Annotated in this window: 14 protein-coding genes and 2 riboswitches; of the genes, 5 read left to right on the forward strand and 9 right to left on the reverse strand. The window is 73.3% G+C overall.

The window, feature by feature from the left end:
• The first annotated feature begins 12 nt into the window (after positions 1 to 12).
• A complete protein-coding gene (locus Q0817_RS12610; protein WP_244915766.1) occupies positions 13 to 1,287 on the forward strand; it encodes an ISL3 family transposase in 1,275 nt (424 codons plus the stop codon).
• Between the two features lie 303 nt (positions 1,288 to 1,590).
• On the opposite strand, the gene Q0817_RS12615 is transcribed toward Q0817_RS12610, so the two are convergent.
• The gene (locus Q0817_RS12615; protein WP_136341306.1) at positions 1,591 to 2,181 is read right to left on the reverse strand and encodes a recombinase family protein; all 591 of its coding nucleotides are present in this window, start codon (positions 2,179 to 2,181) and stop codon (positions 1,591 to 1,593) included.
• Between the two features lie 370 nt (positions 2,182 to 2,551).
• Here Q0817_RS12615 and Q0817_RS12620 point away from each other — a divergent pair, with 370 nt between their 5' ends.
• On the forward strand, positions 2,552 to 3,766 hold the full coding sequence (locus Q0817_RS12620) for an NAD(P)/FAD-dependent oxidoreductase (RefSeq protein WP_298588105.1): 1,215 nt from the start codon (positions 2,552 to 2,554) through the stop codon (positions 3,764 to 3,766).
• Positions 3,767 to 3,889: 123 nt separating this feature from the next.
• Here Q0817_RS12620 and Q0817_RS12625 read toward each other — a convergent pair whose 3' ends face one another.
• The 8 genes from Q0817_RS12625 to Q0817_RS12660 form a co-directional block, all read right to left on the reverse strand.
• Positions 3,890 to 4,135 (reverse strand): hypothetical protein, encoded by a 246-nt coding sequence (locus Q0817_RS12625; protein ID WP_298588108.1) that lies wholly within the window; start codon positions 4,133 to 4,135, stop codon positions 3,890 to 3,892.
• Positions 4,136 to 4,300: 165 nt separating this feature from the next.
• Complete coding sequence (locus Q0817_RS12630) at positions 4,301 to 5,671, reverse strand: LLM class flavin-dependent oxidoreductase (protein ID WP_298588111.1); 1,371 nt, start codon at positions 5,669 to 5,671, stop codon at positions 4,301 to 4,303.
• The gene (locus Q0817_RS12635) at positions 5,668 to 7,119 is read right to left on the reverse strand and encodes an MFS transporter (RefSeq protein ID WP_298588114.1); all 1,452 of its coding nucleotides are present in this window, start codon (positions 7,117 to 7,119) and stop codon (positions 5,668 to 5,670) included. Before Q0817_RS12635 ends, Q0817_RS12630 begins: the two co-directional genes overlap by 4 nt.
• A 3-nt stretch (positions 7,120 to 7,122) precedes the next feature.
• Positions 7,123 to 8,520 (reverse strand): acyl-CoA dehydrogenase family protein, encoded by a 1,398-nt coding sequence (locus tag Q0817_RS12640; RefSeq protein WP_298588117.1) that lies wholly within the window; start codon positions 8,518 to 8,520, stop codon positions 7,123 to 7,125.
• A gap of 113 nt (positions 8,521 to 8,633) precedes the next feature.
• A riboswitch (SAM riboswitch) is annotated at positions 8,634 to 8,728 on the reverse strand.
• A 223-nt stretch (positions 8,729 to 8,951) separates the two neighbouring features.
• A complete protein-coding gene (gene moeB / locus Q0817_RS12645) occupies positions 8,952 to 10,130 on the reverse strand; it encodes a molybdopterin-synthase adenylyltransferase MoeB (RefSeq protein WP_298588120.1) in 1,179 nt (392 codons plus the stop codon).
• Positions 10,127 to 11,014 (reverse strand): thiazole synthase, encoded by an 888-nt coding sequence (locus Q0817_RS12650; RefSeq protein WP_298588660.1) that lies wholly within the window; start codon positions 11,012 to 11,014, stop codon positions 10,127 to 10,129. The genes moeB and Q0817_RS12650 overlap by 4 nt, the downstream gene beginning before the upstream one ends.
• A gap of 22 nt (positions 11,015 to 11,036) precedes the next feature.
• Positions 11,037 to 11,276: a sulfur carrier protein ThiS gene (thiS, locus tag Q0817_RS12655; RefSeq protein ID WP_298588123.1), complete on the reverse strand. Its 240-nt coding sequence runs from the start codon at positions 11,274 to 11,276 to the stop codon at positions 11,037 to 11,039.
• Complete coding sequence (locus Q0817_RS12660; RefSeq protein WP_298588126.1) at positions 11,273 to 12,637, reverse strand: FAD-dependent oxidoreductase; 1,365 nt, start codon at positions 12,635 to 12,637, stop codon at positions 11,273 to 11,275. The genes thiS and Q0817_RS12660 overlap by 4 nt, the downstream gene beginning before the upstream one ends.
• Positions 12,633 to 12,736, reverse strand: a riboswitch (TPP riboswitch). Its footprint overlaps the gene before it by 5 nt.
• Positions 12,737 to 12,841: 105 nt before the next feature.
• Between Q0817_RS12660 and thiE the strand changes: the two genes are divergently transcribed.
• The 3 genes from thiE (at position 12,842) to Q0817_RS12675 (ending at position 15,739) form a co-directional block, all read left to right on the forward strand.
• Positions 12,842 to 13,471, forward strand: a complete 630-nt coding sequence (gene thiE / locus Q0817_RS12665; RefSeq protein WP_298588663.1) for a thiamine phosphate synthase — start codon at positions 12,842 to 12,844, stop codon at positions 13,469 to 13,471.
• An 88-nt stretch (positions 13,472 to 13,559) separates the two neighbouring features.
• Positions 13,560 to 14,612: a hypothetical protein gene (locus Q0817_RS12670; RefSeq protein WP_298588128.1), complete on the forward strand. Its 1,053-nt coding sequence runs from the start codon at positions 13,560 to 13,562 to the stop codon at positions 14,610 to 14,612.
• 215 nt (positions 14,613 to 14,827) lie between these two features.
• Positions 14,828 to 15,739: a VOC family protein gene (locus Q0817_RS12675; RefSeq protein ID WP_298588131.1), complete on the forward strand. Its 912-nt coding sequence runs from the start codon at positions 14,828 to 14,830 to the stop codon at positions 15,737 to 15,739.
• Position 15,740: the final 1 nt, after the last annotated feature.

Here is a 15,740-nt window from a genome sequence, read left to right on the forward strand (position 1 = left end):
CACGCCTGTTGCGTGTCCGCGTGCACTCTCTTCGACCAGCCCGACATGCACGTGCGTGCCGCCGAACTCACCGACCGTGGGTGGGCACTGAGCGTGGAAACGCGCGGCCGCGAGGCCGCCTGCCCCGACTGCGGGGTCATCGCTGCCCGGGCCAAGGACCGGGACCGTGTGCTGCTGCACGACCTGCCCGCTCACGGGGTGCCGGTGCGCCTGGTGTGGAGCAAGCGCCGCTGGCGTTGCCAGGAGCCGGCCTGCGCCCGGACCAGCTTCACCGAGCCCCACCCGGTCGCCGCCCCTCGGGCCAGGCTCACTACCCGGGCCGTGGCCTGGTGCGCCGACCAGATCGCCTCCCACGACATCACCGTCTCTGCTCTGGCCGGGATGCTCGGAGTCGCCTGGCACACCGTGTGGAACGCGGTGGCCCCAATGATCCGGGCCAGGATCGCCGACCCGGCCCGCCTCGAAGGAGTGCGGCGCCTGGGCGTGGATGAGCACATCTGGACCCACGTCGGGCTGCCGGGACGACGGGCGGTGACCGGGATCATCGATCACACCCCGGACGAGGACGGGCGCCCCCGGGCGCGGCTGCTGGACCTGGTCCCGGGCCGCTCGGGTGCCGCTTACCAGGGTTGGCTGGCGCGGCAGTCGCCGGCCTTCCGGGACGGGGTCACCACCGCGACCCTGGACCCGTTCCGCGGCTACGCCAACGCGATCCGTGACCAGCTGCCCGCGACTCAGGTCGTCCTGGACGCCTTCCACATCGTCAAGCTCGGCACTCAGATGGTCGATGAGGTCCGCCGGCGGGTGCAGCAGAACACGACTGGGCACCGAGGCAGGGCTGGTGATCCGCTGTACCGCATCCGACGGGCGCTGACCTGCGGGGTGGAGCACCTCACCGAACGCCAGGCCGCCCGCCTCGAGGCCGGCCTGGCCGCTGGCGACCCGCACGACGAGGTCCTGGTGGCCTGGCAGTGCTATCAGAAGCTGCGCGCCGTCTACCACCAGCCCACCTCGACCACCGGCCGGGCCCTGGCGGTGGAGGTCATCGACAGCCTGCACACCTGCCCCATCCCCGAGGTCGCCCGCCTCGGGAGGACCCTGCGACGCTGGAGGGAAGAGATCCTGGCCTACTTCCACACCAATGGCGCCTCGAACGGCCCCACGGAGGCCGTCAACGGGGTCATCGAGACCATGCGCCGCGTCGCCCGAGGCTTCCGAAACCCAGAGAACTATCGGCTCAGAGCCCTCATGGCAGCCGGAGGACACCGACCCTGGAGAACCCCCTGACCCCGCTCATCTGCGAAGAGCCCGTTAAAGACGGGTGCCCCAGCCCTGGGGAGGAATACTGGGGCACCCGAATGTCCGTGCACGAACGGATGAGAACGGGGTGTTCTCACTGGCAAACTATGCCCTCATTGACCCAGAAAAACAGGACGTAGAGCACCCAGGAGAGCAAGCTTCAGGGAATCTTCATGTCGTCTTGAGGGAAGCTCCACAATTGACTTCACATCCCGTCGTCACCCTTGAGCTGCCACAGGATCCGCGTCGATGAGCGACCCACGAACAGCTCCTTCAAGTGCCGAAAGAGTCTTAATTCATGGAGGGCGGGAGCTCTCGGATTCGCCGATACAGGGTGGCTCGCGACATCCCCATATCCCGGGCTACTTGGGTCGCAGGCTCTCCGCCCTGGATCAACCGGAGGGCACTGCGGATCTGGCTGTCTGTGAAGGTTGGACGGCGCCCGCCCAGGTCCTTGCCGGCGGCCCGACGCTTGGCCACCGAGTCGGTGATCCGCTCCCGCTTGATCTCCAACTCCATCTGGGCCAGGGCGGCCATCACGGTGAAGACCATCGAGCCCATTGGGGTGTGGGTGTCCACGTCTCCCCCACCCAAGTTCAGCACCCGCAGACCGGCGCCCCTGCTCCGCAGCGCTTCGGCGAAGGCCAGCATGTTCTGGGTCGAGCGCCCCAGACGGTCCAGGGTCGTGACGACTAACGTGTCGCCCTCGACGAGAGCAGCCACGGCCCTGTCGAACTGCGGACGCGAAGCATGAGCTCCAGACACTCCATGATCGACATAGAGGTCATCGCGACGCACTCCAGCAGCAACCAGATCGGACACTTGACGATCCGCATCCTGCAGCGACGTCGATACGCGCCCATACCCAATCAACTTATCCACGTCAACCCCAATGTGTCTCGCAACCAACGTCCAGTACACGATTCTAGGCGCACAGATAAAGCACATAGTTGCAAGACTTGCCGGTCCGCGGAAACCCGCACAAATCTGGGACCACAAAAATTCACCGACGAGACGTCTCGCATCCCATGGGACACAGGACGCCACTTCACCCGGACGCTTGGCGGAACAGGCACCGGCATCGCTCCGGCGATCAGCCGCCCTGACCGACAAGTTTCTCGAGATGGATGTCCCGAGAGCCCTCTCAACCCTTGGATGCCGACCGCTCGGGCGTGGGCGCCGCGGCTCGTGGTCGAATGGTCGGGCGGCCCCGATCGGTGCCGTGGAGCCATCCTCGTCCCACGGAGTCACGATGACCACTGCACCCTCGGATCACGCCACTGACGTCCTCGTGATCGGCGGCGGCAATGCCGGGATCTCCCTGGCCGCACGACTGCGCCGCAAGGGCATCACGGACATCGTGATCGCGGAGCCGAAGTCCACGCACCACTACCGGCCGATGCTCTCCTACGTGGGCGCCGGGCTGAAGACCGTGGCCCAGATGTCCCGGGCCCAGCACCGCGTGATGCCCCGCGGCGTGCGATGGATCCAGGACCGTGTCCAGGCACTGGATCCGGCGGCACGGACGGCCACGCTGTCCTCCGGCGAGCACATCGGCTACCGGGACGTCGTGATCTGCGCGGGCTCCACCCCGGGCTGGGACCGCGTCCCCGGCAGTGCCGAGGCGATGGCCGGTCCGCACGCCTCGACCAACTACACCGTGGAGCTGGCCCCCAAGACCTGGGAGCTGATCCGCGGGCTGCGCCGCGGCCGGGCGCTGTTCACCATCCCGGACGGCCCGGCGCCCACTCCGCAGATCGGGCAGAAGATCCTCTACCTGGCCTGCGACTACTGGCAGCGCCAGGGTGTCCTGCAGGACATCGAGGTGACCCTGCTGACGCCCACCGCCACCGTGTTCGGCCAGCCGGACGTGGACCGGGTGCTGCAGCCCTGGGTCCGGCGCTACGGCATCACGGTCCTGACGAGCGCCCACGTGCAGTCGATCGACGCCGGCTCCCGCCGGCTGCGGGCCACGGTCGACAGGGCACCCCGGGAGCTGTCCTACGACCTGCTGCACCACAGCCCCGTGCACCGGGCCCCGACCTGGATCGCCGACGCGGGACTGGGCGTCGCGCCGGGCCCGGGCACCGTGTGGGACGGCTACGCGGACGTGGATGCCCAGACCCTGCGCCACCGCCGTGTGCCCACCGTGTGGGCCTGCGGGGACGGGGCCGCCCTGGAGACCACCTCGTCCGGCGGGGCACTGCGCCACCAGACGAAGATCCTCGCCGAGAACCTCCTGGCCACCCGTGATGGCCGGGAGCCCACCGCTTCCTACGACGGGTACACCGTGACCCCCGTGACGGTGCAGCGGGGCCGGGCCGTGCTGGCCGAGTTCGACCGAAACAACGAACTGGCACCCAGCATCCCCGGCGTGCCGCTGCTGAACCCACGCCGCGCCAACTGGTTCTTCGACCTCGAGGTCCTCCCCCGGGACTACTGGACCGTGATCCTCCGGGGCTTCTAGCGGATCTTGTGTCCCATAGGCGGGGTATGGGTGGCGGAGGCGGCTGCGGGCGTCACTGGTGGCGGAGTGCCTCGTGCCGCTGCGCCTCATACCGCCGGGCCGGGATCACCGCTCCGGGAGAGGTCAGCGATTGTCGATGCCGCTCACCTCGACCTGGATGATCCGCCGAGGATCGTCCTCGCTGAGCTTCAGCACCCGGATCCGCACGTCGTACCCCTCGACGACTCCTTCGGCCGAGCACGCCGCGTACATCCCGGTGCGGCAGGCACGCAGGGGCGAGGCCTGACAATCGCCCCTGCCCCTCGCCCCCAGCCGCAGCATCCGCCCGGGAGGTCCCACCGCCGCAGGTGCCACCGCCACAGGTGCCACCGACCTCCATGATCCGTTCCCCGTCGGTGGAGGGGGCGTCTTCTGCGCCTCGGCGCGGCGAAGCGCTCCTGCCCTCTCCCGGGCAGGAGCGCTTCGTGCCGGGGACCCGGGACGACGGACAGCCATCCCGGACCGGTCGAGCGGTGCGCCCCGACGGCTCGGCGGTCACCGGCGGAACGAGGCCCCGCGGTGGTCATCGGCCAGCCTCGGACCGGCACCGGTCAGGGCCTCGCGCAGCGTCCTGCCGGTGGGCAGGGACCCGGGTTCCGGCAACAGGCCCCGGCGCCGCAGCTCCGGCGACACCATCGTGCTGAACCGCTCCAGGTCCGCCGGCCGCACGGCCGCCGAGATGTTGAACCCGTCCACGCCGGACTCCTCGCGCCAGCGCTCGAGCTCGTCCGCCACGGTGTTGGGAGCCCCGGCGATGACGGGTCCGCGGCCGCCGATGGTCACGAACTCGGCCAGGTCCCGCACCGTCCAGGTCTTGTCCGGGGACAGCGAGGTGAACGCCGCGAGCGCCGACTGGTTGGCGTCGGTGGCCACGTACTCGAGCGGCGCCTCGGGGTCCGCGCCGGACAGGTCGACCCCGGTCCAGCCTCCGAACAGGGACAGCGCCCCCTCGATGTCCACGTGCTGGCGGTATCCCGCCAGCCTGGCCTGGGCCTCGTCGTCGGTCTCGGCGACCACCACGGTGGCCATGGCGAAGGTCTTCACGGCGTCCTCCGCCCGTCCCTGCGCGGCCAGTTCGGCCCGGACGCCGTCGGTCCACCGGCGCACGAGCTGCGGGGTGTTGCCGATGAAGAAGATGGCCTCGGCGTGGTCCACGGCGAACTGCTGTCCGCGCTTCGAGGCGCCGGCCTGGAACAGGAACGGGGTGCCCTGGGGTCCGGGGTGGGTCAGCGCCTGGCCGGGCACGGCGAACCAGGTGCCCTCGTGGCCGACGGGGTGCACGAGGTCCGGGTCCACGAAGACCCCGGCCTCGGCGTCGGCCTTCACCGCCCCGGGTTCGAAGGACGCCTCGAGGAGCTTGTACATGACCTCCATGTACTCGTCGGCGCGGTCGTAGCGCTCGTCGTGCGGGATCTGCCGCTCCATGCCCAGGTTCCGGGCGGCGGAGTCCTGGTAGGAGGTCACCACGTTCCAGGCCACCCGGCCGCGGGTGAAGTGGTCGAGGGTCGCGAAGGTGCGGGCCAGCAGGTAGGGGGCCTCGTAGGTGACCGAGGCGGTCACCCCGAAGCCGAGCCGCTCGGTCGCAGCGGCCATCGCCGGCACCGCGACGAGCGGGTCGAGCACCGGGTACTGCACTCCCCCGCGGGCCGTGGCCTCGGTCCCGCCGCCGTACACGTCGTAGACGCCGGGGACGTCCGCCAGGAACAGCGCGGTGAAGCCGCCCTCCTCGAGGGTGCGGGCCAGCGACGTCCAGTACTCGAGCGCGTCGAAGCCGGCGACCCCGGCCTCCGGGTGCCGCCACAGTCCCGGGGACTGGTGCACGGGCACCATCATGTCGAAGGCGTTCAGCAGCAGGGGGCGGCTCATACAGTGGTCCTCTCGGGGGTGGGCTCGGTGGCGCTCGCGACCGCGGGGGTCGCGACGGCCGGGGCGGCCGGGGTCCGGCCGGCGTGCAGATCGGTGAGTTCGGTGCCGCGCTGCTGGCGGGCGGGGTCCTTCGCCGCCAGGGCCGCGACGATGGAGAGCACGGCCAGCACGGAGAGGTAGCCGGCGATCAGCCACGGGGTGTTCCCACCGGCGGCGAACAGCAGGGCGGCGATCATCGGCATCAGCCCGCCGCCCAGGACGGTGCCGACCTGGTAGCCGAAGCTCACCCCCGAGTACCGCACGTGCACGGGGAACTGCTCGGCGAACCAGGCCGCCTGCGGCCCGTAGATCGCGTCGTGGACGAGGTTGATGCCCAGGATCACCACGAGCGGCAGCAGGGCGAGCGGACCGGCCTCGAGGAAGGCGAACAGCACCCAGCCGAAGACGCCGATCGCCGCGTAGGCGCTCACCGAGACGACCTTCCGGCCCACCCGGTCGGACAGCCAGCCCCAGAACGGGGTGGAGAACAGGCCGATGGCCGAGGCGATCATCACCGCGGTCACGCCCGCGGCGCTGTCCCCGCGCACGTCCCGCAGGTAGGTCAGCATGTAGACCGTCACCAGGTAGTAGACGGCGTTCTGGGCCAGGCGCAGGCCGATCGTGACCAGCAGCGGGCGGCGGTGGTGGGTCAGCAGCTCCCGCAGGGGCGCCGTGGCCACGTTGCCCGAGGCCCGGTGCTCCAGGAACTCCGGGGCGTCGGCCACGCCGAGGCGGATCCACAGGCCCACCGCCACCAGCAGGGCCGAGAGCAGGAAGGGGATGCGCCAGCCGTAGGCGGCGAACTGCTCGGCGCTCATGACGTTCTGCACGATGAAGAACGCGCCGGTGGCCAGCAGCATGCCGGCCGAGGAGCCGATCTGGGTGAAGGACCCGAAGAACCCGCGGTGCCGGGCCGGGGAGTGCTCCACGCTCAGCAGCGCGGAGCCGCCCCACTCGGCGCCCGCGGACAGGCCCTGGAGGATGCGCAGGACGACGAGCCCGACGACGGCCCACCAGCCGATCACGTCGTAGGTCGGCAGCAGGCCGATCAGGGTGGAGGCCACGCCCATGAGCAGCAGGGAGGCCACCAGCAGGGCCTTGCGGCCGATCCGGTCGCCCAGGTGCCCGGCGACGATCCCGCCCAGGGGCCGGGCGATCACCCCGACCGCGAGCGTGGCGAAGGACGCGACGATGCCGCCGAGCTCGGTGGCCATGGGGAAGAACTGGACGTTGAAGACCAGCGCGGCGGCGGTGCCGTAGAGGTAGAAGTCGTACCACTCGATGGTGGTCCCGGCGAAGGCGGAGGCCAGGACGCGCTTCTTGCCGTGGACGATGCTGCTGCGGCCCGCGGCGGCCGTGGTCGTGGCCGTGGTCGGGGTCGTGGCCGTGGTCGTGGTCGGGGTGCTCATGCGTCAGGCTCCTGGGGTTCGGTCGGCGTCGGCCGTGCCGTCGGTCCTGGCGTCGGCCCTGGCACCGGTCGTGGCACCGGTCGTGGCGTCGGCCGTGGCGTCGGCCGTGGCGTCGGTCCTGGCGTCGCCGATGGCGTTCAGCCCCTCCGGCAGGGTGCCGTTGACGAGGTAGTCGCCGAGGGCGCGGGCGCGGAAGGCGATCGGGTTGTGGGTGGCCACGGTCTGGGCGTTGCGCCAGTGCCGGTCCAGGCCCTTGGCCGTGGACGTGGCGGAGGCGCCCACGGTGAGGAACAGGTCCTGGGCCGCGCCGAGCGCCAGTTCCGGCACGGTGACCTGGGCGTGCTCCACGGCGATCTCGGACTCGTGCAGCGCCGCCGGGAGGGTGCCGGTGAACTCCGGCCGGTCGGCGCCGGCCGCTGCGGCGGCGGCGATCCCGGCGTCCAGGGCGCGGGCGGCGTGCAGCACGGTGGCCTCGGCGGCGAAGGCCTTGGCGGAGATCCGCCCGGTGGCCTCCTGGATCAGCGGGTCCTCCCGGAACGGCAGGCCGAGCCCGGTGTTGAAGGTCCGCCGGCGGCCGGCGATGGTCTCCACGGCGTCCCGCCGGGCGGCCCGGGCGATGCCGGCCAGCACGGCCAGCAGCACGAGCTGGAAGAAGGCGGCCTCGTGGACGGCCTCCGCGCTGCCGGCGGTGCGGTCCAGCACGGCATCGTCCGGGACGTGCACCCGCTCGAAGACCGCGGTGCCGGTACCGGTGAGCTTCTGTCCGAAGCCGTCCCAGTCGTCCTCGAGCGTGACGCCCTCGGCGTCCGTGGCGACGACGGCGAAGCGGCGCCCGTCCTGGCCGTCCAGGGCGGCCGAGACGCGGGTGTAGTCGGCGAAGATCGAGCCGGTGGCGTAGAACTTCCGGCCGGTGAGCTCCCACCCCCCGGCGGTCCGGGTCAGCACGGTGTTCAGGGTGCCCAGCGCGTTGCCGCCCTTCTCCGTGGAGGCGTTGCCGACGGTGGCTCCGGCCAGCACCCGCGGATACCAGACCTCCTGGAGCTCCCGGGGCAGGAAGCGCAGGGACTCCACGAAGCCGTGGTGGGAGCGGTAGAGATGGGCGATGTTGGAGTCGGCCTCGGCCAGGTCGACCAGCAGCCGGGTGAAGTCCTCGAGGCTGACCTCGGGCCCGCCGTGGGCCGCCGGGACGCGCAGGGCACCGAATCCGGCGCGGTCCAGCCGTCTGACCTCCGCGTAGGGCAGCTCGCGCTGGAGGTCCCGGGCCAGGGAGCCGGCGGCGATCTCCGCGAACAGCGGCCGGAAGTGCTCCGTCAGCCCGGCGTAGTCTCCCGGCAGGCCGGCGGTGAGGAACGTGGCGGCGCGGGGATGGGCGATGGTCCTCTCGACCGTGCTCGGGGTCATGCGGTGGTCCTCTCGGTCGCACCGAGGATTGCCGGTCGGCCAGTCGCGCCAGGGGCAGGTCCGGTGACGGCAGCGCCGGAGGCTGACGTCACGGACCGACTGCAGATCCGGGATCTCCATCGGTTCTGGCAGTAGCACCCTGACCCCTCAGGAGGGCGGGTTGCTGCGGTGTCGTCGAGCCAGATCTCTCAACCGCTCTGAATGGGGCGCTTGCCATGGGATCAGACCGCCCGGTCCGAGGCCAACCGGATGACGGGCGCACGTCATCCGGTGTCACGATGACGTCACAGACGGTCACGTCCTCGGGAGTGATGTATCGGTCCGGTGCGGCACGCCGTCCGCCGAGGACAGGAAGAGGACGAGAAGAGGTCAGGAAGTGGTCGAGAGGAGGACAGCAGGAGCAGGGCTGCAGATCAGGCCGGGAGATCGGCTCAGTACACCGGCTTGCCCGGATCCACCTGCTCCACCCAGGCGAGCACCCCGCCCTCGAGGTGTCGGACCCGTTCCTCCCGCCCGGCGTAGAAGGGCCGCAGGGCGGCGAGCGCTGTCGCGGAGCGGGCCCCGGCCTTGCAGTGCAGCACGAGGTCCGCGCCGCGGGCCTCCGGCGGCAGGGCGTCCGCGCCCCGGTCCAGGAGCTCCTGCAGGGGCACGGGCACGGCGCCGTCGATGGCCACGAGCTCCCGCTCCCAGTCCTCGCGCACGTCCACGAGGGCGAAGGACGCCTCCCCGCGCTCCCGGCGCTCGAGCAGACGGGCCAGCTCGGGCGCGGTGAGCTGCTCGGCGGGGTCGGCGCCGCCAGGCAGCGCGCAGACGGCGGTGGGCTCCGCCACGGCGGTGACCGGGGCGGCGTCGGGGTCCGCGGTCAGGCGCATCTCGCGCCAGGTCATGGCGAGCGCGTCGTGCAGCAGGACCCGCCCGAGCAGGGGCTCCCCGGTGCCGGTGATGAGCTTGACGGCCTCCGTGACCATGACCGAGCCGACGGTCGCGGGGAGCATGCCGAAGACGCCGCCCTCGGCGCAGCTGGGCACCTCCCCGTCCGGCGGGGCCTCGGGGTAGAGGTCCCGGTAGGTGGGCCCGTGCCCGGCCCAGAAGACGCTGACCTGCCCCTCGAAGCGCAGGATGGAGCCCCACACGCAGGGCGTGCCGGTCAGGGCGGCGGCGTCGCTGACCACGTAGCGGGTCGCGAAGTTGTCGGCGCCGTCCAGGACCAGGTCGTACCGGCCGATGATGTCCACGGCGTTGTCCGCGTCCAGCCGGACGAAGTGGGTGCGGACCTCCACCAGCGGGTTGAGCGCGGTGACGGCATCGGCGGCGGACTCGGCCTTGGGCCGGCCGACGTCGGCGGTGGTGTGCACCACCTGGCGCTGCAGGTTGGAGAGCGCCACGACGTCGTCGTCGACGATCCCAAGGGTCCCCACTCCCGCCGCCGCGAGGTACTGCAGGGCCGGGGAGCCCAGTCCCCCGGCGCCAACGACGAGCACGCGGGCGCCGCGCAGCCGACGCTGCCCGAGGGGCCCGATCCCGGGCAGGGTCAGGTGCCGGGCGTAGCGCTCGAGCTCCTCGCGGGTGAGCTCGGGGCCGGGCTCCACGAGCGGGGGCAGCGGGCTCACGGGCGCTCCCCCACGGGCGCCCAGTCCCCGCGCGGGACGTCCGCCGCCCCGGCGTCCGGGGCGTCCGTGTCGATCCGCCCGGCCATCGGGGAGGACGCGTGGGCGTGGCGGCGGGCCGGGATGCGCCCGGCCCGGGCGGCGAGCCGGCCGGCGGCCACGGCGTGCCGCATGGCGGTGGCCATCGCCACGGGGTCCTGGGCGCGGGTGACGGCGCTGGCCAGCAGCACGGCGTCGCAGCCCAGCTCCATGGCCAGGGCGGCCTCGGAGGCGGTGCCGATCCCGGCGTCGAGCACCACGGGCACGGACGCCCGGGAGGCGATGAGCTCGATGTTGTGCGGATTGAGGATCCCCAGTCCGGTGCCGATGGGGGCGCCCAGGGGCATCACCGCCGCCGCGCCCAGGTCCTCGAGGCGGCGCGCGACCGCCGGGTCGTCGGAGGTGTAGGCGAAGACCGTGAAGCCGCGGGCCACGAGCTGCTCGGTGGCGTCGAGAAGCTCCACCACATCGGGGAGCAGGGTGTCCTCGTCGGCGATGACCTCGAGCTTGACCCAGTCGGTCTCGAGGGCCTCACGGCCGAGCTCGGCGGTCAGCAGCGCGTCCCGGGCGGTGTAGCAGCCGGCGGTGTTGGGCAGGATCCGGATGTCGTTGCGCTCGAGCAGCGCGAAGAGGGAGTCGCCCTGGCCGGGGGCGTAGCGGCGCAGGGCCACGGTGGTCAGCTCCGTGCCGGAGGCTTCCAGCGCCTGCTCGAGGGTGTGCAGCGAGCTGAGGCCTCCGGTGCCCATGATCAGCCGGGAGGACAGCTCCGTGCCGTCGAGCACGAGCGGGTCAGGGGTCGGGCCGTGGTCCGGGTCATGGTTCCGGTCACGGTTCGGGCCGTGGCCCAGGTCGGGGTGCGGGACGGTCACGTCAGCCTCCTTGGACGGCGGTGATGATCTCGACGGCCTGGCCCTCGGCCACGGGGGTCCGCCGCCAGCGGCTGCGGGGCACGACCGCGGCGTCCACGGCCACGGCCACGCCGAGGCGCCCGCCGTCCAGCGGGGCGCCGTCGGGGCCCAGGGACCGGCCGACGGTCTCGGCGACGAGGTCGACGACGGTCGCCTCCTCGGGCACGACGTGCGGGCGGCCGTTGAGGGTGATGGCGGTCATCGGGTGCTCCTGCTCCGGGGACCGGGCCCGGCCGCGGCCGGTGCGGGGTCCCCTGGACGGGCCTCGACGGGGCGGTCGAAGCGGTGCGGGTCGGTGGTGGCGAGGTGCTCGGCGTCGGCGGCCGGATCGGGCCCGGCTCCTCCGGCCACGAGCTGGGCGGCGAGCCGCGCGGCCAGCGGGGCCAGCAGGACGCCGTGACGGAAGTAGCCGGTGGAGACGACGAGCCCCGGCACGGGCGTGCCGTCGAGGTCGTGGACCCGGCCGAGGTACGGGATGTCGTCCGGGGTGGCGGGCCGGGCGCGGGCCAGCACCTCGAGGAGTTCGAGGTCGGCGACGCCGGGCACGAGCGCCTGGGCGTCGCGCAGCAGCCGGAACACTCCGCCGGCGCTGGGCCCGGTCAGGTCGTCCTCGCGGGAGGTCGCCCCGATCACCACGGTCCCGTCGGTCCGGGGCACCAGGTAGACGGGCGTCCCGTGGACCAGGCCGCGGACGGTGCGCTCGAGCAGGGCCGGAGTCCCGGCGGGGACCCGGGTGCGCAGGATGTCCCCGTGCACCGGGCGCAGGGGCGGGTGCCAGTCCTCCGGCAGCCCGTCGAGGTCGTCGAGGCCCGCGCCCGGGGCGAGAACGGTCCAGGTCGCCGAGACCATCCCGCCGCCGGCCAGCCGGACCCCGGTCGCGGCGCCCTCGGCGCTGCGGCGCAGCCCCGTGGCGAGACCGTGGACGAGGCGGGCCGGTCCGCCGTCGCGCGCGCCCGGGAACCCGGGGGGCTCGGCGATTCCCGGGGGCACCGGGAGCTCCGGGGCGGTGAGGGCGGCGAGCAGCCCGGCCACGAGGCGGCGCGGGTCCACCTGGTGGTCGTCGGGGATCCGGAACGCGGCGGACAGCCGCGGGCTCAGCGCCGGCTCGAGGGCCCGGGCGTCGCGCAGGGTCAGCTGCTCCACGGTCATGCCGTGGCGTCGCTGCAGCTCGCGGAGGTCCGCCAGGGCCTGCCGGTCGGCGGCATCCACGCCGCAGACCAGGGTCTCGGTGGCCCGGTGCCCCACCGTCCCGCCGGCGGCCTGCTCGAGGGCGGCCACGAACGCCGGGTACTCGGCGGCCGAGGCGGTCATGAGGGGGTACAGGGCTTCCTGCTGGTACTGCACCTCGCTGACCGGGGCGAGCATCCCGGCGGCCGCACGGCTGGCGCCGGAGCCCGGCTCGGGGTCCACCACGACCACGGAGCGGCCGCGGCGGCGCAGCTCCCAGGCGGTGGCCAGGCCGATCACCCCGGCGCCGACCACGGCGACGTCGGCCCGGACGTGCTCGGGCTGCCCGGCCAGCGGGTGGGGTGCGGTCGTCGGTGCGGGGTGCGCAGAAGTCACTCGGACTGTCCTTTCCTACGGCGGCATGACCCGCATCAGGTGTGGCGGTCGGCGCTGGACGCCCTCTCAGCCCCCGGTGGGGCTCCCGCAGAACTGCTGACCTATCATCAGCGTGTGACCCAGTCTACCCGTGACGCCTCCGCCCCCGCCGAGTCCACCCTGCGAGCGGCGCGGGCGGCGAAGCTCCTCGCCGCCCGGCTGTACGTGTGCACGGATGCCCGCCGGGACCGGGGAGACCTCGAGGAGTTCCTGCACGCGGCGTACGCCGGGGGCGCGACCATCGTCCAGCTGCGGGACAAGAGCATCGACGCGGACGAGGAGATCGCCGCGCTGGAACTGCTGGGCCGGGTCGCCGCCGAGTACGACGGCCTGTTCGCCGTCAACGACCGCGCCGACATCGCCGCGCTCGTGGGCGCCGACGTGTTCCACGTGGGCCAGCACGATCTCTCTCCCGCTCAGGCCCGGCAGCTGCTGGGCCCCGACGTGCTGATCGGGCGCTCCACCCACGACCTCGGACAGGCCACGGCGGCGCTCGAGGACCCGGACGTCGACTACTTCTGCACGGGCCCCGTCTGGGCCACGCCCACCAAGCCGGGGCGCCCCGCCACCGGGCTGGAGTTCGTCCGCGCGGTCGCCGAGCTCACGGAGGCCCGGCTGGCCGCGGACCCGGAGGTCCTGCCCGTGCCGTGGTTCGCCATCGGCGGCATCGACGAGCCGCGGCTCCCCCAGGTGCTGGCGGCCGGGGCGCGCGGCGTCGTCGTCGTCCGGGCCGTCACCCAGGCCCCCGATCCCCGCGTTGCCGCGGGGCAGCTGCGCAGCCTGCTCCCCGCCTGAACCCGGCCCGGGTCCCCCTCCGGTTCCCCGCCTCCGCACAGCACGTTCTGAGAGCATGGACCCACGGACGACGACGGAGAGGTGGCCCATGGACCCCGAGCTCGACCCCCAGGTGCGGCACGCGGTGGAGCGGCCCGCGGAGACCGCCCGTGGCCCGGAGGACGTGCAGCTGCGCGTCCGGCTGGCCGGTGAGCCGGCCCGCCGCGCGCTCGGCACCCACTGGGAGCAGGGCGTTCCGGAGGACGCCGCGCCGAGCGACGACCGGCTCGCCGCGGCCGTGCTGCTCGCCACCCTCTTCGGCGACACCTTCTGGCTCGAGCGCGCCGCCCGGCTCCCCAGCGACGTGCCGGGGTGCCCGTCCGCGCCGCCGAGCGGGCTGCTGGAGCTGACCCGGGTGCCGGGCGCCCGGGCGGCCCTGGCCGCCGTGCTGGAGCGCCCGCTGCTGACCGGGCTCCTGGAGTGGGGCACCAACCCCCTGCCGGAGCAGCCTCCGCTCGCCGTGGCGCGGGCCGCGCGGGACCTGGGCGTTCCCGACGACGGGCGCGTCTACAAGGTGGTGCGCCGCCGCGCCGAGCGCTTCCTGGCGCGGGAGCACGACGGCTCCGAGCCGCTCGAGCAGTTCGTGACCCTGCTGACCCAGGCGGAGCGGGGCCACCGCGAGGACGGGCCCGTGCTCTCGGGCGAAACTTTGCCCCCGGCGCCCCCGCCGGCGTCGGGTCCGACTGCGGGGCCGCCGACCTCCCCGGCTCCGCCCGCGGCCGGTGGGCACGGTCCGGGCACGGCGGCACCGGATGCCCCCCTCGCGGGCTCGCCCGAGGCCCCCCGGTGGGGCGTGAGTCCCGCGACACCGGCTCCGCCGCCGCCGGGGCAGTTCCCGGGGCAGAGCGGTCCCGGCCAGGGTGCTCCCGGGTACGGCGCCCCTGGGTACGGCGCCCCTGGGTACGGCGCGGAGGAGCAGCCGCCCGCAGGACCGGGTACGGGCGGGCAGGGTCCCTCCGGGCCGGTGTTCGGCCCCGGCCCGGGCGGCTGGCCGCCGCGCCCGGCCGAGCCCGAGGAGGACGACTCCGACAACCTCAAGGCGTGGGGCATCGTCTTCCTGGTGATCCTGGGCGTCATCGCCGCCCTGATCTTCATCCTCTGACCGCCGCTCCGGCCACTGCCCGGCCGCGGGTCCGCCCGGGCGGTGGCCCCGGCGGCCCGGGCGGTGGTCCCGGGCCCGGGACCACCTCCGCCGCCAGGCATTCCACCCGCTGGGAAGGACGACCGTCGGGAATTTACTTGCGTCGGAAAGCTTCTCGGGCTACAGTTGGGGACACATCAACCAATGCGCTGCCCATGCCGACGGAGAACCCCGAGATGCCGATCTTTCCCCAGAACCCCGCCCCCGAGAGCCTGACGAAGCGCGCCGCGGAGGACCTGCTGTCCGCCGGCACCCGGATGGGCGCCGTGGAGCTGCTGGTCTCCGATCTGGACACGATGGTCGCCTACTACTCGGACGCCGTCACCCTCGACGTGCTCGCCCACGCCGGGGACACCGCGGTGCTGGGCCGGGACGGCCGGACGGTCGTGCGGCTGCGCCAGGTCAAGGAGCTCCCGCCGGCCCGCCGCGGGCAGGCCGGGCTGTTCCACACCGCCGTCGTCTTCGAGGACGAGCCCGCCCTCGCCGCGGCCCTGGCGTCCGTGGCGAGCGTGGCGCCCCGCTCCTTAACCGGCAGCGCCGACCACCTCTACAGCCAGGCCTTCTACTTCGATGACCCCGAGGGCAACGGCGTGGAGCTCTACACCGACCGGCCCCGCGACACGTGGCGGCGGGAGCCCAGCGGCCTCCTGACGCTGGCCTCGAACCCCTTGGACCCGAACGGCTTCCTGCAGGAGCACCTGGCCGATCGGGACGGGCGGCGCCCGGCGGCGCCGCCTGCCACCCTGGGCCACGTGCACCTGCAGGTGGGCGACATCCCGCTGGGCCGGCAGTTCTACGTGGACGTCCTGGGCTTCGAGGTGATGAGCGACATCGGCTCCGCGCTGTTCATCGCCGCCGGCGGCTACCACCACCACATCGCGCTCAACACCTGGCAGAGCGCCGGGGCGGGCCCGCGGGCGGCCTCGCTGGGGCTGGGCCAGGTCAACATCGACCTGCCGGGCGCCGACGACGTCGCGGCCCTCGAGTCCCGGCTCGCGGACCACCGGATCCCCACCCGGCACGACGGCGCCGTGCTGCGCTTCGAGGACCCCTGGAACACCCTGATCCAGGTGGGCGTCGCCGCCTGAG

Source organism: uncultured Kocuria sp., from assembly GCF_947500125.1.
Taxonomy (GTDB): Bacteria; Actinomycetota; Actinomycetes; order Actinomycetales; family Micrococcaceae; genus Kocuria.